We start from the raw sequence: 25,038 nt of genomic DNA, 5'->3' as shown, positions 1-25,038 counted from the left end.
CCTTGCGACTCGGCGTGGACGGGCGTGAACTGGTGGGCGGGATGCGGACCGGGATTGGGCGGTATCTGCTCGAAATCCTGCGCGAGGCGACACACCAGGGATGGGAGTGTCTCGTGTACGGCGACCAGACCATCGAATGGAACGGCGCGGCACCGGGCGTCTTGTTGCGACGCCTGCAACGGTCGCACACCCAATGGTGGGATCAGGTCACGTTACCCCGCGGGCTTGCCCGGGATCGGGTGTCCGTGTTTCTGTCGCCTTACTATAAAGGGCCGCTCCGGGCCCCTTGTCCGGTCGCGCTGACGATTCATGATCTGTTTTTCATCGGGTATCCGGGTTCGCACCGGCCGTGCTACGACCGTGTCATGACCGGTCTGGCGACGCTCTACGCGAGTCGGGCCGCCGCCATCATCACCGACTCAGGGTATTCGAAACGGGCGATCGTGAGCCGTTTGCAGGTTGAACCAAACAAAGTCCATGTGATCCCGGTCGCGTTGGGGGCGGAGTTCAAGCCGACGATTCCGGATGGGGCGACGCTGGGCAGATACGGGATTACGGTGCCGTACCTGCTCTACATCGGCAATTTCAAGCCGCACAAAAATCTCCCGCGACTCTTGCAGGCTTATGCCGCCTTGCCGTCGGCGTTGCGCGGGCGCTATCGCCTGGTGTTGGCAGGAGGCGACGGATCGCGCCGGTCCGAGCTGGAGGCGCTGGCTCGGTCGCTCGGACTCGCCGACCGCGTGCACTTCCCAGGTTTGATCGACGATCGCGATCTGCCGCTGGTGTACAGCGCCTGCTCGTTGTTCGTCTTGCCATCGCTGGAAGAGGGGTTCGGGTTGCCGGCGTTGGAAGCGATGGCCTGCGGCGCGCCGGTCGCAGCGGCCAATCGGGCGGCGATTCCGGAAGTGGTCGGGGCTGCGGGTCTCCTGTTTGATCCGGAAGATGTTTCCTCGATGGTGAGCGCCATGACCGCGATCCTGACGGATGCCGGATTGAGCGATGACTTGAGACGGCGTGGACTCGAGCGGGCCGGCGAATTCTCGCGGGAGCGTACGGCCGGGCGGGTGCTGGTGCTCCTCCATGACCTCGCCCAGGCGGGCAAGTGAAGTGGAGACACCGGCTTTCAGCGGACGGCGATCCTGCGCGTGCGAGGCGGCGACCGCTTCGGTGGTTCGAGTAGCCGGGAGACGGGAACTGTTGCGCTGCGAACGATGCGGGTTGTTGGCGCCGATGGTCGTGCCGGAGCCGGCGGAACTCATCCGTTGGTATCGCGACAGGTATTGGGGTCGGTATGAAGCGGAGCAGCGGGGGCTGGCCAGGGAGAATTTGTACCGCCATGTGCTGGACATGATCCAGCGAGTTCGGTCGCATCCCGGCATACTAGTGGATGTGGGATGCGGGATGGGCGCGTTGTTGAAACAGGCGCGGGACCGAGGATGGCGCGGGATCGGGTTCGAACTTTCGCTGGAGGCCGTCGCCCGGGCGCGGGCCCATGGGCTGGAGGTCTATGAATCAGCGTGGCCGCCCTGCGGACTGCCGGATGAATCGGCGGACGCGGTCGTGTTTTTGAATGTGCTGGACCATCTGCCCCGGCCCTTTGCGGCGCTCGAGGAAGCCCGGCGCGTACTGCGTCCGGGGGGGCTACTCTATGTTCGCGTGCCGAACGGGCCGCTACATGTGTGGTTCAACCGGCTGCTCTCACCCGTGGGATGGTCGGATCTCACCGTCGTCCATCTGTATGGATTCGGAAGACAAGCTTTCGTACATCATTTGCCTCGGTTGGGGTTCACGACCGTGGCGATTCGGACCGCGCCGCCCAGCCAGGGAGACGCCTACCAGGATGAAAGCGCCGTGAGGAGTGCGGTCAGGCGTTTGCTGAAGCGGCTCGATAGGCTGGTGTACACGTTGTCCGCCGCGTTCGGATTGGACCGGGCGGCCTGGGGCCCGTCCATCGAGGTGACGGCCGTGAAGGACCCAGCGGCGAGGAGTCCGGTATGTCGTGGAGACGGTGGCGGGCGCGCCTGAGGTTCGGTGAGGCCGTCGCGTTGCTGGCCTTGCTCACGGCGCTGTTGGTGCTGGCGATCAGTATGTGGCTGCGCTCGTTCTATCTCCATGCGCCCAAGGGTTACGAGCCCAAAGACCTTGAGCGGGGCAAACAACTCGAGATGAAGAAGGGCCGGGACGGGGAATAGCGCTCACAGCAATGTGCGGGATCTGCGGATATACCGGCGACGGCACGCCGGATTTGCTCGACCGGATGTTGAACCAGTTGATCCATCGAGGACCGGACGAAGAGGGGCGTTATCGCGAGGAGGGCGTCGGCCTGGGCATCCGGCGCCTGCGGGTCATCGATCCAGCAGGCAGCCGCCAGCCAGTGGCCAACGAGTCCGGCACAGTGCGGGCCGTGCTGAACGGGGAGATTTACAACTACCGCGAACTACGGAAAGAGTTGGTCCGCAAAGGTCATCGCTTCGCGTCGCACGGCGACACCGAAATTCTCGTGCATCTGTACGAAGAAGAGGGAGAGGCGGCGGTGTCGAGATTGCGCGGGATGTTCGCCTACGCCCTGTGGGATCGCGAGCGGGAGACGCTGTGGTTGGTCCGCGACCGCTTGGGCATCAAGCCGCTTTACTACGCCATCCGGCCGGATGGACAGGGAGAGCACGGCGGCGTGATCTTCGCCTCGGAACTCCCTGCGTTGCTGGCGGGGGTGCCGAAGCGCGCCATCCGGCCGCAGGCGATCGCCGACTATCTGACATGCCTCTATGTCCCCGGTCCGGAAACGATGTTCCAGGGTGTGTATCAGCTCAGGCCGGGAGAACTGCTCAAGATCCGAGGCAGCCGGGTGGAATTTCAACGGTACTATCAGCCGGCGCAGGCGGTGCCGCGATTCCGATGGTCGTCGGAAGCCGAAGCGGCCGACTACTTCCTCGGGTTGTTGCGCGACACGGTCCGGGCTCACTTGGTGAGCGACGTCCCACTGGGGCTGTTCCTGTCAGGGGGACTGGATTCCGGCGCCATCTTGACCTTCATGCGCGAGACGACGAACGGGACGATCCGCACCTTCACCATCGGGTACGAGTCGCCCGCCGATCGGTCCTACAACGAACTGGACGCAGCGCGGCTGCTCGCAACCCATTTTGGCGCCCAGCACACGGAAGCGATCCTGCGCCCGGATGCGGTGTCGCTCCTGCCGCAACTGGTCGCGGCGATGGGAGAACCCTTCGCCGACTCCTCAGCCGTTCCTACCTACTTGGTGTCGAAAGTCGCCAAGCGATCGGTGACGGTCGTGCTGTCGGGGATCGGCGGGGACGAACTGTTCGGCGGATATCCCCGGTATCTGGGCCTTCGTTTGGCGTCATTCTATGGCCGGCTGCCGGTCTCCGTGCGGTCCTGGGCGGCCGCGCAGGCGGCATCGTGGCTCACGGAGGGAACGGACGGGCAGGATGACAGAGGTCGTCTCAAACGGTTTCTGGTTGACGGTCATCGCCCGCTGGACGACCAGTATCTGCGCTGGATTACGTTTTTGCCGCCGGAATGGGGAGCGTCGGCCTTCGCGCCGGAGTTGCGTGATGCGGCCGAAGGAGCGGGACTGGAGCGGGCCTATCGCGCGCTCTTCAACCGGTGGCCGTCGCCGGAGCCGGCGGATCGCGCGATGGGATTGGATCTGCAGACTTATCTGCCGGACGATCTGCTCCGTATGGGGGACCGGATGAGCATGGCCCATTCATTGGAATTGCGTGTGCCGTTTTGCGATCACCATCTGCTGGCCTTTGCACTCGCCGTTCCGGCCACCATGCGTTTGTCCGGCTGGCGGCCGAAGGGCTTCATGCGGCGGGCGCTTGCCTCCGTGTTACCGCGCCCCGTTTTGTCCGGCGCGAAGCGAGGCTTTCGCGTGCCGATGGCCCGGTGGCTCAGGGAAGAACTGCGGGAAATGGTCCACGATCTGTTGTCGGACGAGGCCGTGCGCCGGCGTGGCTACGTGCGTCCGGAGTATGTCCGCTGGCTGATCCGGGAACACGAAGCCGGCCGGCGGAACTTTGCCGACCAGCTTTTCGCCCTGCTGGTGCTCGAACTGTGGTGCCAAAACCAAGCGAGCACCGCCTAGCACATAGCAAATGATGGCTGGGGCGCTCACTTCTTGCTGAGCGGATGAACATCCTGCTGCTTTCAGAGGTCTCGGCGGAACGCGTGATCGGCGGTGCGGAGCGGATGCTGCGCGGGCATGTGTTGAGCCTGGGCGAACGTGGCCATCGGGTCAGTCTGATCTCCCGTGCTCCCGTCGGCGATCGGCGGACCGTGGTCTGGATCAAGGACGCGGTCGAGCGCCGCTACGAGGTTTCTCGCCGGAACGAACCGGCGTTCGTCTGGTCGTCGATTCGGAACGGCCTCCGTGCGTTCGATCTCATGACGTCGCTCCGCCGGCCGGATGTCGCGGTGGTGTACCAGTCGCTTGCGGGATTGGGACCGCTTCTGGGCCGGTTCGGCCAAGCCGGCGGCTGGGTCTACATGTGCCTCTCGTTGGCGCACGAAGAATATCTGACCAGAATCCCGCCCGCGACATCCTGGGCTGATCGACTGCGACAAGCCGCCAACGCCCAGGCCCGCCTCTGGATCGAGCGGATGGTCATGCGTCGCTGCCAGGCGGTGATCGTGATGAGCGAGTTCATGCGGCGACGAGTCATGGCCGTGCATAGCATACAGAGCGACAAGATCAAGATGCTGCCGGGAGCGGCCGATTTGTCTCGCTTTCGTCCGGCTGAGCATCGGACTGACGTCCGCCATGAGCTGAAGGTACCGCCGACCCAAACGATCCTGTTCACGGTTCGGAACCTGGTTCCCAGGATGGGGCTGGAGAACCTGATCAAGGCCATCAGCTTGTTGTCGGACGAAGAACGGCGCGATCTCTTGCTGCTGATCGGAGGGGAGGGACCCTTGCGCGCCTCGCTTGACGCCCTGATCCGTCGACTACGCTTGGCCGAGCACGTGCGATTGCTCGGGTTCGTTCCGGAAGAGCAATTGAGTCGGTACTATCAGGCCGCGGATTTGGTCGTGATGCCCACCTGGCAGCTCGAAGGCTTCGGGCTGGTCACGGTCGAGGCGTTGGCCTGCGGCACGCCGGTGCTCGGCACGCCGGTTGGCGCCCTGCCCGAGGTGTTGAGCCGTGTCGATCCGATGCTGATCGCGGAGGGAACGGACGACCGGGCGTTGGCCGCGGCGATTCGGCGCGTGTTGCAGCGGTTCCGCGAGAACCCCGACGAGCCGGCGCGGCTCTCCAGCAAGGGGCGGGAGCTGATCGTTCGGGCGTACAACTGGACCACGCACGCGGCGGAGTTGGAGCGGATGCTACGGGATGTGTGCGCGGCGGCGGGCCGTGCGAGATAGGGGAACTTTGTGGCGACGAACACGGTCATCCATGTGATCACGCGTCTGGATCGCGGAGGATCCGCGCGAAATACGATGCTGACCGCCTTAGGGCACGACCGCGTCCGGTATGAACCGCTGGTGGTCGCCGGCAGACCAGGCAGGTGGGATGCCCAGGGCGGGCAGGCGGCGACCGATGAGAACTGCCGCCTGTTGGACAAAGCGGGCATCCCGTGGATCATTATCCCGACCTTGATCCGCAAGATCAGCCCGCTCAAGGATCTACTGACCTTCTGGGCGCTGGTGCGACTCTTTCGACAGGAACGGCCCGCCATCGTGCACACCCACACGTCCAAAGCGGGCGTCTTGGGTCGGCTGGCTGCGTGGTGGAGCGGCGTGCCGGCGATTGTGCATACCCCGCACGGCCACGTCTTCTATGGACATTTCAACGCCCTGTGGTCCTGGGTGTTCGTGCTGGTAGAACGGCTGCTGGCTCGAGTGACGACGCGGCTGATCGCGCTTACGGAGGCGGAACGGGACGACCACCTCGAACGAGGCGTGGGGCGAGAGGATCAGTTCGTGGTCATTCCGAGCGGGATCGACCTCGAACGGTTTCAAGATGGGGGTCAGACCAGGAGCGAAAGGCCGGACTGGTTTCCCTGTCCGCCTGGCTCGTTCGTGGTCGGGTCGGTCGGCTGGTTGACGCCAGTGAAAGGGCATCGTTTCCTGATCGAAGCGGCAGCGCGACTTAAACCCTTTTTCCCGAACCTGCATGTAGTGCTCGTCGGGAACGGCGAGTTGCAGACCGAGTTGTCGGCTTTGGCGGACCGGCTGGGTCTCAAAGACTCGGTCCATTTCTTGGGGGAACGGGACGACGTGGAAGTCTGTTTATCCGCGATGGATCTGTTTGTCCTGCCGTCTTTGAACGAAGGGATGGGCCGCGCGCTGGTCGAGGCGATGGCAGCGGGGCTGCCGGTCATTGCCAGCCGGACGGGAGGCGTGCCGGCACTGATCGAGCACGGTCGAACCGGACTGTTGGTGCCGGCGGGAGACGCGGACGCGTTGGCAGAGGCTATCCGCCAAGCGCTCGACCGGCCGGATTGGGCGAAACGGATGGGCCAGGCGGCGAGTCAGCGGATCGATCGGATGTTCGACGCAGCGGCGATGGTGCACGCCGTTGAGCAAGTGTATGAGCAGGCGCTGAGCGAGGCGGGGATCCGATGAGAGAAACGATGCGGCCTCCAATCTGGCGGGTCCTCGCTGCTGGTCTGGTCGGGGGGGTGCTGGGGACGACCTCCGCTGCCTTGGCGGCGGAGGAGGCAAAGGCCGGTTTGACGCCGCTGGTGGCAGCAGTCCATGTGCACAGCACGGCGAGCACCGGCTCGTTGAGCCTGGACGCCTTGGCCGAGCGGGCAGAACGCCTGGGGCTGGATGTGGTGATCCTCACCGACAACTTCGCGCTGGAATACGAATACGGCCTCTCTCCCGTGGACGGTGTCCTGAAACGAACGGTCGGCTTGCCCTCCGTGCTCCGGTACGGTCTCGCGCGCTATCTGAATGAGATTGCGGCGGTCCAGGCCCGCCATCCCAGGGTCCTGCTGATCCCCGGCGTCGAAGTCGCGCCGCATTATTATTGGACCGGATCGCTATGGCGTGGCGATCTGACGATGCACGATGCGCAGAAGAATCTTCTCGTCATCGGGCTCGCCGATCCCCAGGGGTATGCGACGCTCCCTGCAATCGGCAATCCGGCGTCCTATCACTACGACGAGCGGACGGCGCTCAGTCTGGCGCCGGCGGTTCTCTTCGTCCCCGCTGTGTGGTTGTGGCGCGGCCGCTTGTCCGTCGCAGGCCGCCGCGGTCGGCCTGCCTGCGGATGGACGGTCCGCCGGACCTGGGCGTTGCTCCTGACCGGCGCGGCGCTTCTGCTCCTGGTCAACGCCTGGCCGTTCAGTCGGCCGGCTTTCAGCGCGTACGACGCGCGGCTCGGCTATCGGCCCTATCAAGCCTTGATCGATGCGGTGAACGAGCGGGGCGGGCTGATATTCTGGTCCATGCCGGAGGCGCGGGACTTCCGTACCTTTTCGTTCGGCTGGTTGGGGAAAGTGATCATCCAAACGGATCCCCATCCGGAAGCCTTGATGCTCACGCAGGGTTATGCCGGCTTCGGCGGGCTCTATCAAGAAGCCCGTACGGTAACCGATCCCGGCGGATTGTGGGACCAACTCATCCATCTCTATGCAAGCGGACAGCGAACCACCCCGCCTGCGCTAGTCGGCGAGATCGCCTTCCACGGGCCGGATCATGCGGGAAAGGAACTGGATCAGGTGGCGACGGTGCTTTGGGTTAGCGAGCGGACCGTCGCCGGCGTGCTGGACGCGCTGCGGCGCGGGCGATCGTATGCGGTAGAGCGGTACCGGAAGGAATTCGGATATCGGCTCGACGACTTCCGCGTGGAGGTTCAAGGCGGCGTGCGGACGGCCGGGCCAGGCGAGATCCTTGATCCCGAAGGAGCGCGAGACGTCGTGGTGCGCCTGTCCGTGTCGGCGACCGATCACGGGAGGCACCCTCTGACGGCCAGAATCGTTCGATCGGGTCAGGTCGTCGCGCGCATGGAAGGCTGGACACCGTTCGCGTACGCGTTCGTCGATGCGACAGCGCCGGCCGGGACTTGGCTGGCCTATCGGGTCCAAGTGGTGGGGGAAGGAGAAATTTTGAGCAATCCGGTGTACGTCGGACCGCTGCCGAAAGAGAAGCTGTGAGTCGGTATGTTTGGTTCGTCTGGTCGGTCTGGTTGTGAAATGTGAACCGGATCAGCCAACTAGGCCAAACAAACCAGATAAACCAGATGAACGAAGATGCGTGTCGCCATTCATCAGCCGCAGTTTCTGCCCTGGTCAGGGTATCTGGACAAGATCGACCAAGCCGATGTCTTCGTGGCGTTGGACACCGTCCAATTTAAAAAGAACGAATGGCAGAACCGGAACCGGATCCGGACCGCCGACGGCTGGCAGTGGCTCACGGTACCGGTGCGGCACCGCTTCGGCCAGCGCATGGCAGAGGTGCGGATCGACCAGACGAGCCGCTGGCGGGATCGGCATCTGCGGGCGCTGGCCATCCATTACGCGAAGGCGCCATATCGCGAGCGATACTGGGATGAACTGTGCGCGCTCTACCGGCAGCCGTGGGAACGTCTGGTGGATCTCAACCTCGCGGTCGTGCGATGGCTCCTGCAGGTCTTCGGCATTACGACGCCGATTCGATTGGCGTCGGAATGGTCGCTGCGCGAGGAGCCGACCGATCGCCTAATCGACATTTGTCGGACGGTCGGCGCCACACAGTATTTGTGCGGGCCCGGCGCCGACGCCTATCTGGACCGGGCGCGCTTTGAGGCATCCGGCATCGAGCTGGAGATGCAGCGATTTCGGCATCCGATCTACCGGCAGTGCTACGAACCGTTCATTCCCAGCCTGTCGGCAATCGATTTGCTGTTCGCATGCGGAGACGGGGCGCTCGCACACTTGCGGGCGGCCAGAAGCCTGTCCGACGAGGCCTCTCCGCTGGCGCGACAGGTGGCAGAGAGGAAGCTAAGATGAAGCGAGCGGCGAAGCTGACGGCCAACGGCAGGCCTCCGATGCGTATTTTGGCGCTGGGCGCCCACCCGGACGACATCGAAGCCGGATGCGGTGGCGCGTTGATCAAATACGCCCAAAACGGGCATCGCATTTTTCTGATGGTGATGACGCTGGGCGAGCAGGGAGCGCCGGCCAGGGTCAGGAAGCGCGAGCAGGAGGAGGCGGCGAAACGGCTGCGCGCCGAAAAGCTCTATTGGGGCGGCTACCCGGACACCCAGGTGCCCATGGGCCGCGACCTGATCCAGAAGGTCGAAGAAGTGGTAAGGGAAGTGGATCCCCACTTCATCTTCGTCCACTATCATGACGACACGCATCAGGATCACCGCCATCTGGCGATCAGCACGATCACGGCGACGCGCTATACCAAGAATGTGCTGTTTTACGAAGGGCCGACGACGCAAAATTTCGCTCCGACGGTCTTCGTGGACATTGACCAGGTACTGGAGGAGAAAATCGCGGCGATCGAGGCGCATGCGTCCCAAGTGAAGAAAACCAACATCGAAGGGTTGAGCATCGTGGATATCATTCGGTCGTCCTCCCACTTCCGAGGCATTCAAGGACGAGTGAGGAACGCCGAGGGATTTTTGCCGCTCCGGTTGTTCATCAATATCGAAGCATGACCGTGGTCTCGACAAGCATTCCCCATTCCAGGCCATTTCTGGGCGAAGAAGAACGGGCGGCGGCCGACGAGGTGCTGCGCACAGGTCAGCTGGCGCAAGGCCCCTGCGTCGAACGGTTCGAGTCCGGTCTCGCGGCGTGGCTGGGGGTACGAGGCGGCGTGGCTGTCAGCTCGGGGACGGTCGCGTTGGAACTGGCGCTGACGGCCGTCGGGGTCGCCCCCGGCGATGAGGTGATCATTCCGAGCTATGTCTGCGCCGCCGTCTGGCTGGCCGTGCAGCGGATCGGCGCGCTGCCGCGGTTGGTGGACATCGATCTGGACACGTTCAATCTCGATCCGGAAGCGGCGGCACGGGCGGTGACCGCGAGAACCCGGGCGATCATCGTGCCGCACCTGTTCGGGTTGCCGGCGGATCTGACACGGTTACAGGCGCTCGGGATCCCGTTGATCGAGGATTGTGCGCAGACGCTGGGCGCGCTCGAATCCGGTCGGCCGGTCGCCACGGTCGGAGTTGCGGCGATCTGCTCGTTCTACGCGACGAAATTGCTGTGTACGGGCGAAGGCGGGATGGTAGTGTCGAACGATGGCGCGTTGCTGGAACACGTGCGGTCGCTCCGCCAGTATGACGACGGGCCCACGTTGAATCCCTCGTCGTCCAACCGCAAACTGACCGATCTGCAGGCCGCAATTGGTCTGTGTCAAGTGAATCGGCTGGCGATGTTCTTGCGGCGGCGCGCGGAGATCGCGGCCCGCTATCGGGCGGCGCTGGCGCAGATGCCACTAGTGTTGCCCGCGGTCCCGGCCGGTCGGACCCATGTCTACTATCGGTTTGTGGTTCGCCTCCCCCGATTGTTGAAGGGGCCGGATTCCCTGGCCGCGCAGATCATGCGGCTGAATGCGCGCGGCCTTCAGTGTCGGCGGCCGGTGTTCCGGCCGCTGCATCGATACCTCGACCTGGATGGGTTCCCGGCCAGTGAGGAGGCGGATCGCACCGCGCTCTCGATCCCGATCCATCCTTCGATGACCGATGACGAGGTTACGAGAGTCGTCCAGATTCTCGGCGAGGAGTTGGCATGAAAACGCTGGAAACCCATGCAGTGCTCGATCTGTGCCGGGTGAATGGCCGTTGGCTCACGTGGCCAGGGCTCGGCGCCCTGCTGGGCGTCCTGGCGTTCCTGACTCCCTGGGTACGCGACCTCTTCCTCGTGCAGGGTCTGCGCTGGCTCTATATCCTACTCGTCTCCTTCTTGGGAGCGGCCGCTCTGACCCCGGTGATGGTGCAGCTCGGGTACTACTGGGGCGTGATCGATCGGCCGTCGGAACGGAAGATCCATCTTCAGCCGACGCCTCGACTCGGTGGCGTCGCGGTCTACGCCGGCTTCGTCGGGTCCGTGCTGCTGAATTCGATCCTGCCGGAGTGGACGGCAGCAATCCTGGTCTCGGGAACTGTCTTGCTGTTCGTCGGCCTTCTCGACGATCTCCGCGAACTCCCGGCCGGAACAAAATTGGCCGCCCAGTTCGTGGCTGCTGCGGTCGCCATTGCCGGCGGCAACGCGCTGACGCTGTTCCCCCAGGGCCCACTCGGGGATGCGGCCAACGTCGCGTTGACCCTGTTGTGGATCGTCGGGATCACCAACGCGTTCAATTTTTTCGACGGCATGGACGGGTTGGCGGCGGGACTGGCCGTCCTTATGGCGGGATTCATGGGCATGGTGGCGTTTGAGACGGACCAGCCAGGCCTCGGATGGTTGGCGATCGCGATCATCGGCGCGGGCTTGGGATTCTTCCCGTATAATTTCCGGATGAAGAAGCCGGCCGTGATTTTCCTCGGCGACGGAGGGTCCACGTTCCTGGGGTTCACGCTGGCCTGTCTGGCCGTGAAGGGGAACTGGGCGGACAACAATCCCATCGTGTCCTTCAGCAACCCATTGTTGATCTTCGGCGTGCTGATCTACGACATGATTCACATCACCGTCGAGCGCGTCGCCACCGGAAAAGTCAAGTCGGTGCGCGAGTGGCTGGAATATGCCGGGAAGGACCATTTGCATCACCGCTTGGAACGGGCGCTCGGGAGCCGGAAAGCCAGCGTCGCGATGATCTTTGCGCTGACCGTCTGTCTCGGCCTGGCCGCGCTGGCTCTGCGCTATTCGGGCACCATCGAGGCCGTCATCCTCTTGACCCAAGCCTGCCTGATCGTCATCATGATTACCATCTTGGAACTTTCCGGCCGGCGTTCGTGAGCCGGAAGCGAGCAGCCGTCAGTTCTCAGCGAGGAGCAGTTAGCGATCGGCCGTCGGCTCTGAGTCGTCAGGGTTGAGAACGGACGGCGAAATCGACGAGTTTTGGGAGTGCGCATGGTTCCCACGGTCGAATGGAAAGACGGCGCGGTGCGGTTGCTGGATCAGAGCCGGCTGCCGGGGTCCGTCGAGTTTCTGGAGTGCCGCGACTATCGGGTGATAGCCGAGGCCATCAAAGGCCTGAAGGTCAGGGGTGCGCCGGCTATCGGCGTGGCCGCGGCAATGGGAGTCGCATTGGGCGCCCAATCGGTTTCGGTTGCCGGCTATGATGAGTTCGCGAAGGCCGTGTCGGCGATCGGCGACCACCTTGCGGCGACCAGGCCCACTGCGGTGAATCTGTTTTGGGCCATCGAACGGATGAAACGGAAGCTAGCCGAGCTGCGAAACCGGCCGTTGACGGAGATCAAACGCGCACTGATCGAAGAGGCACAGCGGATCTTCGACGAAGACGTGGCGCTGTGCAAGGCCATGGGGCGTCATGGTGCCGCATTGATCGAGGACGGCCAGACGATTCTGACTCATTGCAACGCCGGCGCGCTGGCGACGGCCGGCTACGGGACGGCGCTGGGCGTGATCCGGGCGGCGTGGGAACAGGGAAAGAAGATCCGCGTAATCGCCGATGAGACCAGGCCGGTGCTCCAGGGTGCGCGACTCACGGCCTGGGAGTTGATGCAGGACAAGATCCCCGTGACGCTGATCACCGATAATATGGCCGGCGCGCTGATGCGGCAGGGCCGGATTCATCTCTGTGTGGTCGGAGCCGACCGAATCGCGGCCAACGGCGACGTCGCCAACAAGATCGGCACGTACTCCGTGGCGGTGCTCGCCAAAGCGCACGGCATCCCGTTCTATGTTGCGGCGCCGTATTCCACCATTGATCTCGCCACCAAGTCCGGTGACCAGATCCCGATCGAGCAACGCGACCCGCAAGAAGTCCTCTCGTTTCATGGAAGTCCTCTCATCGCCCCGGCTGGCGTGGAGGTGCTCAATCCCGCGTTCGATGTGACGCCGGCCGAGTACGTCACCGCGATCATCACCGAACGCGGCGTGTTCAAGCCAGGCGAGCTAGCCGTGCAGTTTGGAGCTTGACGATCCGCGCTTGTCTGTCGGCCACGCCCGGAAGCCGCGCCCCCTTTGCAATCTTCCAGGTGACAGCCTACAAATAGCGCTGCCGTTGCGGGGTGCGGTCATGAGTGCCTCGCCTGGATGGAGGGCGCTTGTCGGTCGCCGCGCGGATCCTGGCCGTTGGTTGCGTTCTGTGCGCGCTGCTCCCCACTAGTCTGCTTCACGCCGCTGCCTTCCGTGTTCTTGACCAGAGTGCTTCCGCGATCGCCCAGGGCAACGCGTTCGTCGCCCAGGCCGACGATCCTTCCGCCGTGTTTTACAACCCGGCTGGGATGACCCAATTGCCAGGCGTCCAACTGTCTACCGGCGGCCTGTTGGTGGGAGGCCGCACCACGTTCACGAATCCGGCCGGTGCGACCACCAGCGGCAACTTCGGCGGCGCCGTCGCGCTGCCGCCGCCCGTCAATTTTTATCTGACGACCAATCTGAAAGACCTCGGCGTTCGCGGGCTCGGCAATCTTCCACTCGGTCTCGCCGTTCTCTCGCCCTTCGGCATCAAGTACAAGTATCCCGACGAGGCACCGTTTGCCACCGCTGTGACCCGCACATCCCTGGAACTCACCGACATTAAGCCGACCGTCGCCTATAAAATGTCCGATCAGCTTTCCATAGGAATCGGGGTGGATATCTACACGTTCTTACCCTTCTGGGGCGAATCGCAGGCCGAAGTCCAGTTTACTTCTTCCGGTGGACCGGGGCTGCCTCCGGCCGGAACCAGGATGGAGATCAGTGGGAAGGACACAGCCGCAGGATTCAACGCAAGCCTGCTCTACACCCCGCTGCGCAACGTCGACGGAAAACCCGTTGCCGCGGTCGGTCTGGTCTATCGCAGCCAGGCCACTCTTCATCTCCAGGGATCACTGCTCGGCAACGGCGCGGTATTGCAAAGCACCAGCATCACCGTCGTCTTGCCACAGGTGCTCACCGGAGGAATCGCCCTGTGGCCGGTTCGCAATCGAACCCACGAGTGGAAGCTGGAGTTGGATGTGGACTACACGGGGTGGCAGTCTTTCCGCAACCTGGATGTGCAGCGGTCCGACGGCACGACCGTCTTGTTTCCTCAGAACTGGCGCGACACCTTCATGGTGATGATCGGGACGGAATACAAGTGGTTACGGCCAGCCATGTTGCCTGACTGGGAAACGAGTCTTCGCGCCGGCTATGTGTTTCAGCAGACGCCGGTACCTGATCGGTCGTTCAACCCGAGCTTTCCGGCCGACGCCGATAGCCATGGTCTCTCAATCGGAGCCGGGTTTCTCTGCATGGGAGGCGGGCGATTCCTCGGCGCGGTCCCCTGCGATGACAGCGCAGAGAGGTCTTTCTTTCCCAAAGCGATTGGGCTCGACGTGGCCTACCAAGCCATCCTCTATGAGCCCCGGACGGTCAGCGGTGCTGTGAGCCCTTTTGCGACGCCCGGTGTCATGGATGGCCTCTACAGAACCCTCTTTCACATCGGCGCGATCAACTTTCGTCTGAATTTCTGATCGCCGGCTTCAACCGAAAATTTCCACGGCATCACCTTGCAAGCTCCGTCCGGGCTTCTCTATAATGCCGCCCGATTTGAAGCGACTCATTCCGATCACGGCGGAGGAAAGCGGAAACTTATGAGCGAACGGACCTTAGCGATCATCAAACCGGATGCGGTGAAAAAGCACGTCATCGGAGACATCATCGGTCGATACGAGAGAGCTGGTCTGACACCGATCGCGATGCGCATGTTGCGGATGTCCAAGGCGACGGCCGCAGGGTTCTACGCTGTCCATAAGACACGACCGTTTTTCGACAGCCTTTGCACGTTCATGTCCTCGGGGCCGGTGGTCGTGCTGGTCTTGGCGGGCGACAACGCGATCAAAAAACACCGGGACTTGATGGGCGCGACGGACCCGGCCAAAGCCGACAAAGGAACGATCCGGGCGGTTCATGGGACGAATATCGAGTCCAACGCCGTGCATGGATCCGATTCACCCGAGACCGCACGCTTCGAGATCGGCTATTTCTTTCCTGAGATGGACCTGATCGAGGAGTGACACATCGTTTCCCGGTCGGCGTGGTTCGTTGTTGTTTTCGCTGGGCGTAGGAGTTCGTGCCTGTCGCACCCTATTCCACACCTTCCAGGGCGTTGGTTGCGTTGTTCGCGGGGGTGCTGCTGGGCTCGCTCGCGGGACCCGGTTGCGCGGCCCGCTACGAGTTGCCCTCCCGACCGCCGACATTCTCCGCTGATCCGAGCGCTGAAGCGCAGACTCGGCTGCTCAACGAAGCGCGGGCGGACCATGCCCAGGGCCGGTATGCCGCCGCCGTTCGTCTGTTGGAGCGGTTTCTCTCAGCCTATCCTGAATCGCCGCACTTGGCGGAAGCGCGCTGGTGGTTGGCTCGTTCGTACGAGCAGCTCGGCGATCTACGCGCGGCGCTCGTGCACTACCGCACCCTGGCAGCCAGCGCAACTGGCGTGCGCGAGGACAGTTACGAGGTGCGGGCGATGCGACGCCTGGAAGAATTGCGCCGGGCCGGTGACCGTCTGGGGGGCGCCGCGGCCGCGCGCACCGCGTTGATGCTGTCTCCAGCCCGGCTTCCGCCGCTTGCCGATTTGGAATCGTGGATGCAGAGACTTGTTCGCGCCGGTGTGACGACCGTGGTCTTGGAGGCGGTGACAAGCGACGGGACCATGCCGCCGGGCGTGTACTTCGACACGGGATTGGCGCCCGTCCATCGCGATGTCTTCGGTCTGGTGCTGCCGATGGCCAAACGGGCGGGCCTGGCGATCTTTGCTGCGGTTTCCCTTCAGCGTTTGCCGTGGGTGGATTCTTCCTCCGATTGGCTCAACGCCGTGTATGATCCGGAGGAACGGCGGATGCGTCCATCGGCGACCATCGATCTGCTCAATCCGGCCGTTCAGGAACAATTGGTCGGATTGGCGGCCGATCTCGCACGAACCGGAATCGAAGGCGTGCTGGTCCGTTTCGGCGAAGAGAAAGACTTTTTCGCCGAGTGCGGGGAGGCGGCGCGCACCCGCTTCGCCGGCGCCTTCGGGACTACGGCCGAGCCGGCCCACCTTTGTTCCGTCGCCGGCCGGAGCCTGGAGGCGATGCCGCCGGAGTTTTGGCGGTGGGTCGGTTGGAAATCTCAAGAGCGCCTGCGCTTGGTCGAACGGATGAGAGAGGCGATGCGACGGAAGCGTCCACACATGGTGGTGGCGCTGGAGGTCCATCCGGAGGCGGCCGTCGACCCGCTTCGGGCGCTCGTCGACTACGGAGAGGATCTGGTGAGTCTGACCCAGCGCGGCTTCGACCTGGTTTTGGCGAGGCCTGTCGCTTCGATGGGCGAGGCATCGCCTAGCGGATCCGGCGAGCCCGCGACGAACGGTCTAAATGCCTTCCTGCAGTGGCTGAACGAGCGGGCGTTCGACCCACGCCGTCTCTGGATTACGAACGTCGTCCAGGTCCGGGACGCACGGGCGTTGGGGGAAGGTGTTCCCAGTCCTCCCTCTCGTGCGTGGTTGCCGGGCGAAATCAATCTTTTGTACCGGGTGGAACCGGCCGCCGCCGTTCCTTGACAAGGCACCGCCGCAGCACTTACGATCACGCGACTCGTGAACACGTTGAGGTTCAGCGAATCGTTGTCCTAACCTTCCTTCAGAGGAACCCCATGATCCCGACCGATCTTCGCTATCATCAGGAACATGAATGGATTCGCCTCAACGGCGCGCAGGGCACGATAGGGATCAGCCACTTTGCGCAGGATGCGTTGGGGGACATCGTCTTTATCGATCTGCCCAAAGTTGGGACGACCGTCAAGGCCGGTCAACAAATCGGTGAGGTCGAGTCCACCAAGACCACGTCAACCATCTATACGCCCGTGAGCGGGACGATCGTCAAAGTTAACACCGATCTGAAGGATCATCCCGAGATCGTCAATGCCGATCCCTACGGCAAGGGTTGGTTGGCGGTGATCGACTTGTCGGACCCGGCTGAAGTGGACAAGCTGATGACCGCCGCTCAATATGAAGCCTTTCTCGCCTCGCAAAAGAACGCGACTAGCGAGTAACGGGCAGCGAAGAGTCGCCCTACCTCCGAGCTATTAGCTGCTCGCTATTTGCTACGCGCTATGCCAACACAGAAGCACATCGCCATCGTCGGGGCCGGACCAGGCGGCTATGTCGCGGCCATCCGCGCCGCCCAACTGGGCGCCCGTGTGACCGTCGTGGAAAATCAAGCGTTGGGCGGGGTGTGTCTGAACTGGGGGTGCATTCCCAGCAAGGCGCTGCTCTCCGTTATCGAGTTGGGCGACAAAGTGAAAAAGGCCGATGAATTGGGGCTGGTGCTCCAGGGGCCGGTCCGCTACGACCTGGCTAAAATGGTGGCCCGCAAGAACAAGGTGGTGTCTACCCTGGTGAAAGGCATTGCCACGCTGTTCAAGACCTGGGGCATCGAGCATCTCGATGGCACAGGCGAACTGCTCGATGAGCGGACGGTTCGAGTCGCCGGGCGAGAGGGGTCCGAGCGGCGGGTGGAGGCGGACGCGATCATCGTCGCCACCGGGTCGTCATGGCCGAGTGTGCCGCTCTTTCCGATCGACGGCCAGCAGATCATCACGAGCAAGCAGGCGCTGGACTTGGAAGCGATTCCCGGTCGTCTGCTCATTATCGGCGCGGGTGTCGAGGGCTGCGAGTTTGCGTCGTTGTTCAGCGGTATGGGCACGCAGGTCACGATGGTGGAAGTGATGCCGCGCATCCTGCCGCTGGAAGACGAAGAGGTGGCGTCCATCATGGACCGCGAGTTGAAGAAACGCGGCGTGGACATCCGTACGGGCACGACGGTCGAGAAGGTGGAGCGCCAGGCCGGGTCGGTCAAGGTGGTCTTCAAAGACGGGGCCGAGATCGCCGTCGACCAGGTGTTGGTGTCCGTCGGACGGGGATTCAACTCCAAAGGCATTGGATTGGAGAAGCTCGGCATCGAGCTGGGGACTCGCGGCGAGATTCTGGTCAATGAACGGATGGAAACCAACGTGCCGGGAATCTACGCCATCGGGGATGTGGTCGGCAAGGCGATGCTCGCCCACGTGGCGTCGGCCCAAGGCAAGGTGGCGGTGGAAAATATTCTCGGGCACAGGCGGGCTCTCGACTATCGCGTGATTCCGGCCGGGATCTTCACGCTGCCGGAGATCGGGCGCGTCGGGTTGACCGAACAGCAGGCCAGGGAGCAGGCGCGGGAACAGGGGCGCGAGGCCGAGACGTCGGTCAAGGTCGGTCGATTCCGCTATGCCGGATTGGGGAAAGCGCAGGGCACGGGCGAGATCACGGGCATGTTCAAGGTGATTGCCGACGCCAAGGATGGCAGCATTCTGGGCGTCCACATCGTTGGCGCGCATGCGGCCGATCTGGTGCATGAAGCGGCGCTGGCGATGCACCTGAAGGCAACGGCCGTCCAGGTGGCAGAGATGATCCATGTCCATCCGACCTTGTCGGAAGGTATGATGGAAGCGATGGAAGATGTCGACGGGCTGGCGATTCATGTGGCGAGAAAGCGAATGTGACGCTCGGCCCAATCCTTTTCAAGAAAGGGAGCGTTCGGGAGAGGGCACTGACGACTGACAACCACACGTCCATGATCCGTTCCCTGCTCCTCAAGCTGGCGATGCTGGCGGTCACAGCGGCGCTGGTCGTATGGATCGGTTGGCCAGTGCCCGAATCGAGGGAAGACGCGCCGCGGGTGGTTGCCGACCAACCGGTCGAGCCGGTTGACCGTCACGAGATACGGGATGCGCCTGGTGCCCGTGTCGTCCCATTACCCGGTCCGCCTCCGGTCGACACGCCCAAGAGTCCATCTGGCTTGCCCGTTGCCAAGTCGAACGTACGGCTCGACCTCAACCATGCCACCGTCGAGGATTTGCAGCGCTTGCCCGGGATCGGAGAGGTCCTGGCCCGGAGAGTGGTCGAGGCAAGAAGATCAAAGGGTTCCTTCTCAACCGTTGAAGAATTGCTTGAAGTAAAAGGGATCGGGGAGAAAAAGCTGGAGCGGCTGCGCCCGTTGATCATGGTCAACGCGGCGGTTCGACCTACATCGGGAAAAGGAAAGCTGTGAGCGAGCTCTCGCGTCAAATGGACTTGATTCTCCGTGGAGCGGTGGAGGTCATTCAGCCAAGCGAACTGGAAGCGAAGCTCACCCGCTCGATCCAGGAGAAGCGCCCGCTGCGGGTTAAGGCGGGATTCGATCCGACCGCTCCCGATCTGCATCTGGGGCATACGGTCCTGATTCATAAGCTCAAACACTTCCAGGACCTGGGACACGAGGTGATTTTTCTGATCGGCGATTTCACCGGCATGATCGGCGATCCAACTGGGGTGTCCGAGACGCGGGCGGCCCTGACGAAAGAGCAAGTGCTGGAAAACGCCAAGACGTACCAGCGTCAGATCTTCAAGATCCTCGATCCAAATAAGACGGTGGTGGAGTTCAACAGCCGATGGATGAGCGCGATGACGGCGGAGGGGCTTATCCAACTGGCCGCGCACTACAAGGTCGCCCGGATGCTGGAGCGGGAGGATTTTCACAAGCGCTATCAAGAGCAGAAGCCGATCAGCATTCACGAGTTCCTCTACCCGTTGATTCAGGGCTACGACTCGGTCGCCTTGAAGGCGGACGTAGAGTTGGGCGGCACCGATCAGAAATTCAATTTGCTGGTCGGCCGCGATCTGCAGCGTGATTTCGCTCAGGAGCCGCAGGTGGTCTTGACGATGCCGTTGCTCGAGGGAATCGACGGCGTGCGGAAGATGAGCAAGAGCCTGGGGAACTATATTGCGCTAGAAGACAAGCCGGAGGACATGTTCGGGAAGGTGATGTCAATCAGCGATGCGCTGATGTTGCGTTACTATGAGCTGCTGACGACGGAAGACTTGGTACGGGTGAAGTCCCTGCACCCGATGGACGCCAAACAGGCGCTGGCCGAACAGCTCGTCGCCCGGTATCACGGTGAGGAGGCCAGCCGGCGGGCGAGGGAGGCCTTTCAGCGGAAGTTTCGGGAACGGGAATTTCCGGCTGAGCCGGACGTGCGGGTGGTGCTGACGAAGGCCGATGTGAAGAATACCGCCGTGCCGGCCATCGGCATTGTCGAGTTGGTCGTCAGAACGGGTTTGGTTCCCAGCAAGAGCGAAGCGCGCCGGTTGGTGGTGCAAGGTGGGCTCGAAGTGGATGAGCAAAAGCAGACTGATCCCAACGCGACGCTCGCGCTCGAGCCCGGGCATCAGTACCGGCTCCGCGTGGGCCGAAGAAAATTCGCGATCGCGGAATACAGACCGTAAGAAGGCGCTCGGTCAATTGATCGATCCTTGCCGCGTACCCCGCCACTCTCCTCCGTTTTCTAGCACTGCAGGAACAACAGTGCGTGTCCTTGCGGTCACTCTCCCCGTTGCCCCTCCCATCGCGGGAGGAGCAGAGAAAGGGAGGAGCGCCGACCCTGTCCGAGAATGTCTGCAACGTGAAGTGCCGGCATTCACAACTATGTTGGTCGAGGGCAATCATGGCACTTTGGAATATAATCCCGCGTACTCAACCAGCCCTTCTTTGGGGTTGTAGTCATGTCTTGATTTCTCAGGTGGAGGGCGAGCTTCGACTCTAGCAGGCTGCGGAAAAACTCGTTTCGACCCCTGGAGGTGTCACAGGTACACAGGTCTCAGACAAGGAGAAGATGCCGCGCAGGATGCTCAAAAAGGCCGTCCAGCGCGGCCGCAGCGAGCGAAGAGGCGAGGCGTACTCGTTGCCGTACGTTGAGCCTCTGAGCGATGCGAGAACAAAGCTGGCGGACTTTTTCAGCATCCTGCCAGGCGACGCGGTCAACGAGATGGCCTCTGATGGTCTGACCACCTACCATGCCAAGTATTTCGCCTATGAACTGACCAAGCGTTGTCCGTCGGACAGTATCGAGAAGCTAGCCAGCGCGTTGGTGGATGCGCAGGTGGACCTCAATCCCCACCAGATCGAGGCCGCGCTGTTCGCATTCCGGTCGCCGCTCTCGAAGGGGGCACTTCTCGCGGACGAAGTCGGACTCGGCAAGACCATCGAAGCCGGCCTGGTGCTCTCACAGAAATGGGCAGAGCGGAAGCGTCGCGTTCTCGTCATCACGCCATCCAATCTTCGCAAACAGTGGCATCAGGAACTCCAAGAGAAGTTCTTCCTGCCCTGCCGGATTTTGGAGACGAAGTCCTACGACGCCGCCGTCCGGCAGGGAAATGTCCGCCCGTTCGAATGCAGCGAGATCATCATCTGCTCCTACCAGTTCGCCCGTAGCAAGGCCGCGGAGATCAGCCTCATTCGTTGGGACCTGGTGGTTATTGACGAAGCCCACCGGCTGCGAAACGTCTACAAACCGACCAACGTCATCGCCAATACCTTGAAGCAAGCCCTCAAAGACGCTCCCAAGCTTCTCCTCACCGCCACGCCGTTACAGAATTCGTTGCTCGAACTCTATGGACTGGTCAGCGTCGTGGATGACCGCATCTTCGGCGACCTCAAAAGTTTCAAGGACCAGTTCGCCAATCTCCACAACAAGGCGACCTTCGACAGGCTGAACGCCCGCCTGCGACCGCTCTGTCAACGCACGCTGCGCCGTCAGGTGCTGCCGTATGTGCGCTACACGAAGCGGCTGCCCATCGTGCAGCCGTTTATGCCGGCGGAAAGCGAAGACCGGCTGTACCATCTGGTCTCGGACTATCTGCGACGAGACAACCTCCAGGCGTTGCCCGCCAGTCAGCGGTCGCTCATGATCCTGGTGCTGCGGAAACTCCTCGCCTCGTCCTCGTTTGCCATTGCCGGAGCGTTGGAATCAATGAGTCGGCGGCTCCGCGACCGCCTCCGACAGGCCGAAGGGCCGAAGCCGCTCGAAGAAGCGCTGGAGGAAGACTTCGAGGCGCTGGACCAGCTCGCAGACGAGTGGGAAGAGGAGGAAGCCCCTACGGAACCCCTCACGGAGGCTGATCGCAAGGCCATTCAACAGGAAATCGAGGATCTTGAGGCATTTCGAACACTCGCCGTCTCCATCACTCACAATGCGAAAGGTCAGGCGCTCCTCACCGCATTGCGGACGGCGTCTGGTAAGGCGGCGGAACTCGGTGCGGCGCAAAAAGCCGTCATCTTCACCGAATCCCGCCGCACGCAGGAGTATCTCCTTCGGGTCCTGGCCGACAGCCCCTGGAAAGACCAGATTGTCCTCTTCAACGGCTCCAACAACGACGAGAAATCGAAGCGGATCTACCAGGACTGGCTCCAGCGCCACCAGGGAACCGATCGTGTGACGGGGTCTCGCTCCGCTGACATGCGCTCTGCCCTCGTGGACTACTTCAAGGAAGAGGGGGCAGATCATGATCGCCACGGAAGCGGGAGCCGAGGGGATCAATCTGCAATTCTGCTCGCTGGTCGTGAACTACGATCTGCCCTGGAATCCCCAACGCATCGAACAGCGGATCGGCCGCTGCCATCGCTACGGGCAGAAGCACGATGTCGTTGTGGCGAACTTCCTGAACCAAACCAACGAAGCCGACCAGCACGTGTTCCGCCTGCTCTCCGAAAAATTTCAGCTCTTCGAGGGCGTCTTTGGAGCCAGTGACGAAGTGCTGGGAGCCATCGAGTCCGGCGTGGATTTCGAGAAGAGGATCGCCGACATCTATCAACGCTGTCGGACTCCTGAGGAGATCAAGGCGTCCTTTGAGGAACTCCAGAGCGAGTTCGGCGCGTAAATCGATGAGGCCATGACCCGCGCCCGCCAACTGCTGTTCGAACATTTCGACGACGAAGTGCGGGAAAAACTGCGTGTGAGCGATGAACGGTCACGGCTCTACCTCAATCGGTATGAGCGGATCCTGATGCAACTGACCCGCTACGAGTTGGGCGACCAGGCCGACTTTCTCACGAATTCCTCCTTCCGACTCACATCCTGTCCGTTCCCGGGAGACATTCCGCTCGGCCTCTATGAATTGCCTCGCCGGTCCAGAGAGGCGCATCTGTATCGCCTCGCCCATCCCTTGGCGGAACACGTCCTCGCCCAGGCCAAGAACCGCGTGCTAGAACAGGCGGAACTGACGTTCGAATACGGCAAGCATGACGGCAAAGTGACGCTCCTGGAGCCCCTCATCGGCAAATCCGGCGTCCTGACCATCTCGGTCTTCACGGTCGAAGCGCTGGATCAGGCCGAAGATTACCTCATCTGTGCAGGGGTGACAGACCAGGGTGAGGTCTTGGAAGAGGAAGTCGTCCGTCGGCTGTTCTCCCTGCCTGCCAGCGTCACCCGGTCTGTGAATACGCCTCTTGAGCACCCGGCGCTGAGCAAGCAAGTCGGAGAGCGTCAGGAGGCCATTCGCCGCCAGATCTCCAAGCGCAACGCGGACTTCTTTGAGGCCGAGGCCGACAAGCTGGATGCCTGGGCCGATGATTTGAAACTGGGGTTGGAGCGGGACATCAAGGAACTGGACCGGCAGATCAAGGAAGCCCGAAAGGCAGCCGTCGCAGCACTGACGTTAGAAGAAAAGCTTGCCGAGCATAAGCAGATCAAAGCGCTCGAAGCGGAACGAGGCAAGCGCCGCCGCGCCCTCTTCGACGCCCAGGACGAGATCGACCGCCGGCGCGAGCAGCTCATCGCCGAGATTGAGGGGAAGCTGCAACAACGGGTATCCTCTCAGGAGCTTTTTACGATTCGTTGGCATGTGCAATGAGCGAACCAACCATCATCTGTCCAAACTGTAAAGCCGAGATCAAGCTCACGGAATCCCTCGCGGCGCCGCTGATCGAATCCACGCGTCGAGACTACGAGCAGCGTCTGGCTCAGAAGGATGCGGCGGTGGCCAAACGAGAGGCGTCGTTGCGCGAGCGGGAAGAGGCTATCGCCAAGGCGCAGCAGGCGATCGACGATCAGGTGGCCGAGAAGCTTCGGCAGGAGCGAAGCAAGATTGCCGCCGAGGAAGCGAAGAAGGCCAAACTCGCCTTGCAGACCGATCTGGATCAAAAGACAAGGGAACTCGCCGACCTTCAGGACATCATCAAGCAGCGTGATGCCAAGCTCGCCGAAGCGCAGAAGGACCAGGCCGAGCTGCTCAAGAAACAGCGAGAGCTGGAGGATGCCAAGCGCGAACTGGACCTGACGGTCGAGAAGCGAGTGCAGGAAGAACTGGCCGCCACGCGCGAGCAGGCGAAGAAAGAGGCGGAGGAAACCCTCGAATTCAAGGTGCTGGAGAAGGAGCAAACCATCGCCGCCATGCAGAAGCAGATCGAGGAACTGAAGCGCAAAGCCGAGCAGGGCTTGCAACAACTCCAAGGAGAAGTGCAGGAGCTGGAGCTCGAAGCGCTGTTGCGCATGAAGTTCCCGCGCGACACCATTCAGCCGGTTCCGAAGGGTGAGCATGGGGGCGATGTGCTCCAGACGATCCTCGGTCCGCTAGGGCAACCGTGCGGGACGATTTTGTGGGAATCCAAGCGGACCAAGAACTGGAGCGACGGGTGGCTCGCGAAACTCCGAGATGATCAGCGTACCGCCAAGGCCGAGGTAGCGATGATCGTGAGCCAGGCCTTACCCAAGGGGGTGGAGACCTTCGACCAGGTCGAGGGGGTGTGGGTCGTCCATTCCAAGGCGGTCATTCCGGTGGCCGCTTCGCTGCGGTACATGCTCATCGAAGTGGCCACCGCTCGCCAAGCCTCCGAGGGCCAGCAAACCAAGATGGAGATGGTGTACCAGTACCTCACCGGTCCACGCTTCCGCCAACGGGTGCAGGCCATCGTCGAGGCCTTCTCATCGATGCAGGAGGATCTGGATAAAGAAAAGAAAGCGATCGTCAAACAGTGGGCCAAGCGGGAAGAGCAAATCGAACGGGTCATGCAGGCCACCGTCGGCATGTACGGGGATCTGCAAGGCATCGCGGGAAAGTCGCTCAAGGAGATTGAAGGGCTGGAGATGCGGGCGTTGGAGGGGCCGAAAGCGAAGGGAGAAGACTCCATCGGACAGTAGAGCCATTATTTGGTTTGTA

Annotated in this window: 20 protein-coding genes and 1 pseudogene; all 21 read left to right on the top strand. The window is 62.4% G+C overall.

Annotated elements, in window-relative coordinates; translation table 11 throughout:
• Positions 1-2 precede the first annotated feature (2 nt).
• The 21 genes and pseudogenes from ACWHTU_RS11305 to ACWHTU_RS11205 all read left to right on the top strand — a co-directional run bounded on the left by ACWHTU_RS11305 (position 3) and on the right by ACWHTU_RS11205 (position 25,019).
• The gene (locus tag ACWHTU_RS11305) at positions 3-1,106 is read left to right on the top strand and encodes a glycosyltransferase family 4 protein (protein ID WP_447859464.1); all 1,104 of its coding nucleotides are present in this window, start codon (positions 3-5) and stop codon (positions 1,104-1,106) included.
• Positions 1,081-2,025: a class I SAM-dependent methyltransferase gene (locus ACWHTU_RS11300; protein ID WP_447859463.1), complete on the top strand. Its 945-nt coding sequence runs from the start codon at positions 1,081-1,083 to the stop codon at positions 2,023-2,025. The genes ACWHTU_RS11305 and ACWHTU_RS11300 overlap by 26 nt, the downstream gene beginning before the upstream one ends.
• Entirely contained in the window at positions 1,995-2,192 is a 198-nt protein-coding gene (locus ACWHTU_RS11295) for a hypothetical protein (protein WP_447859462.1), read from the top strand. The genes ACWHTU_RS11300 and ACWHTU_RS11295 overlap by 31 nt, the downstream gene beginning before the upstream one ends.
• Positions 2,193-2,203: 11 nt before the next feature.
• A complete protein-coding gene (gene asnB, locus ACWHTU_RS11290; RefSeq protein ID WP_447859461.1) occupies positions 2,204-4,108 on the top strand; it encodes an asparagine synthase (glutamine-hydrolyzing) in 1,905 nt (634 codons plus the stop codon).
• A 44-nt stretch (positions 4,109-4,152) separates the two neighbouring features.
• Positions 4,153-5,385: a glycosyltransferase family 4 protein gene (locus ACWHTU_RS11285; RefSeq protein ID WP_447859460.1), complete on the top strand. Its 1,233-nt coding sequence runs from the start codon at positions 4,153-4,155 to the stop codon at positions 5,383-5,385.
• Between the two features lie 9 nt (positions 5,386-5,394).
• Positions 5,395-6,588 (top strand): glycosyltransferase family 4 protein, encoded by a 1,194-nt coding sequence (locus tag ACWHTU_RS11280; protein ID WP_447859459.1) that lies wholly within the window; start codon positions 5,395-5,397, stop codon positions 6,586-6,588.
• An 8-nt stretch (positions 6,589-6,596) separates the two neighbouring features.
• Entirely contained in the window at positions 6,597-8,126 is a 1,530-nt protein-coding gene (locus ACWHTU_RS11275; protein WP_447859458.1) for a hypothetical protein, read from the top strand.
• A 96-nt stretch (positions 8,127-8,222) separates the two neighbouring features.
• Positions 8,223-8,960 (top strand): WbqC family protein, encoded by a 738-nt coding sequence (locus tag ACWHTU_RS11270; protein ID WP_447859456.1) that lies wholly within the window; start codon positions 8,223-8,225, stop codon positions 8,958-8,960.
• Complete coding sequence (locus tag ACWHTU_RS11265) at positions 8,957-9,619, top strand: PIG-L deacetylase family protein (protein WP_447859455.1); 663 nt, start codon at positions 8,957-8,959, stop codon at positions 9,617-9,619. The genes ACWHTU_RS11270 and ACWHTU_RS11265 overlap by 4 nt, the downstream gene beginning before the upstream one ends.
• Positions 9,616-10,695 carry a DegT/DnrJ/EryC1/StrS family aminotransferase gene (locus ACWHTU_RS11260; RefSeq protein WP_447859454.1) on the top strand — a complete coding sequence of 360 codons (1,080 nt, stop codon included), beginning with the start codon at positions 9,616-9,618 and terminating at the stop codon, positions 10,693-10,695. Before ACWHTU_RS11265 ends, ACWHTU_RS11260 begins: the two co-directional genes overlap by 4 nt.
• Positions 10,692-11,858: a glycosyltransferase family 4 protein gene (locus ACWHTU_RS11255; RefSeq protein WP_447859453.1), complete on the top strand. Its 1,167-nt coding sequence runs from the start codon at positions 10,692-10,694 to the stop codon at positions 11,856-11,858. The genes ACWHTU_RS11260 and ACWHTU_RS11255 overlap by 4 nt, the downstream gene beginning before the upstream one ends.
• Before the next feature lie 114 nt (positions 11,859-11,972).
• Positions 11,973-13,004 carry an S-methyl-5-thioribose-1-phosphate isomerase gene (gene mtnA / locus ACWHTU_RS11250; RefSeq protein ID WP_447859452.1) on the top strand — a complete coding sequence of 344 codons (1,032 nt, stop codon included), beginning with the start codon at positions 11,973-11,975 and terminating at the stop codon, positions 13,002-13,004.
• A 128-nt stretch (positions 13,005-13,132) separates the two neighbouring features.
• On the top strand, positions 13,133-14,524 hold the full coding sequence (locus ACWHTU_RS11245) for an OmpP1/FadL family transporter (protein ID WP_447859451.1): 1,392 nt from the start codon (positions 13,133-13,135) through the stop codon (positions 14,522-14,524).
• 120 nt (positions 14,525-14,644) lie between these two features.
• The gene (ndk, locus tag ACWHTU_RS11240; protein WP_447859450.1) at positions 14,645-15,067 is read left to right on the top strand and encodes a nucleoside-diphosphate kinase; all 423 of its coding nucleotides are present in this window, start codon (positions 14,645-14,647) and stop codon (positions 15,065-15,067) included.
• A gap of 56 nt (positions 15,068-15,123) precedes the next feature.
• Entirely contained in the window at positions 15,124-16,590 is a 1,467-nt protein-coding gene (locus ACWHTU_RS11235) for a tetratricopeptide repeat protein (RefSeq protein WP_447859448.1), read from the top strand.
• Positions 16,591-16,682: 92 nt separating this feature from the next.
• Positions 16,683-17,081 (top strand): glycine cleavage system protein GcvH, encoded by a 399-nt coding sequence (gcvH, locus tag ACWHTU_RS11230; RefSeq protein WP_447859447.1) that lies wholly within the window; start codon positions 16,683-16,685, stop codon positions 17,079-17,081.
• Positions 17,082-17,141: 60 nt separating this feature from the next.
• Positions 17,142-18,569, top strand: coding sequence for a dihydrolipoyl dehydrogenase (lpdA, locus tag ACWHTU_RS11225; RefSeq protein ID WP_447859446.1), 1,428 nt, complete (start codon positions 17,142-17,144; stop codon positions 18,567-18,569).
• 71 nt (positions 18,570-18,640) lie between these two features.
• On the top strand, positions 18,641-19,117 hold the full coding sequence (locus tag ACWHTU_RS11220; RefSeq protein ID WP_447859444.1) for a ComEA family DNA-binding protein: 477 nt from the start codon (positions 18,641-18,643) through the stop codon (positions 19,115-19,117).
• A 17-nt stretch (positions 19,118-19,134) separates the two neighbouring features.
• Positions 19,135-20,331 carry a tyrosine--tRNA ligase gene (gene tyrS, locus ACWHTU_RS11215; RefSeq protein ID WP_447863349.1) on the top strand — a complete coding sequence of 399 codons (1,197 nt, stop codon included), beginning with the start codon at positions 19,135-19,137 and terminating at the stop codon, positions 20,329-20,331.
• 539 nt (positions 20,332-20,870) lie between these two features.
• Positions 20,871-23,733, top strand: a pseudogene (locus ACWHTU_RS11210) (SNF2-related protein).
• Positions 23,730-25,019 carry a DUF2130 domain-containing protein gene (locus ACWHTU_RS11205; protein WP_447859443.1) on the top strand — a complete coding sequence of 430 codons (1,290 nt, stop codon included), beginning with the start codon at positions 23,730-23,732 and terminating at the stop codon, positions 25,017-25,019. The pseudogene ACWHTU_RS11210 and the gene ACWHTU_RS11205 overlap by 4 nt, the downstream one beginning before the upstream one ends.
• Positions 25,020-25,038: the final 19 nt, after the last annotated feature.

Source organism: Nitrospira calida (assembly GCF_976986435.1).
Note: the sequence above shows the minus strand (reverse complement) of the source record. Positions and strands in the feature narration are given on the sequence as shown.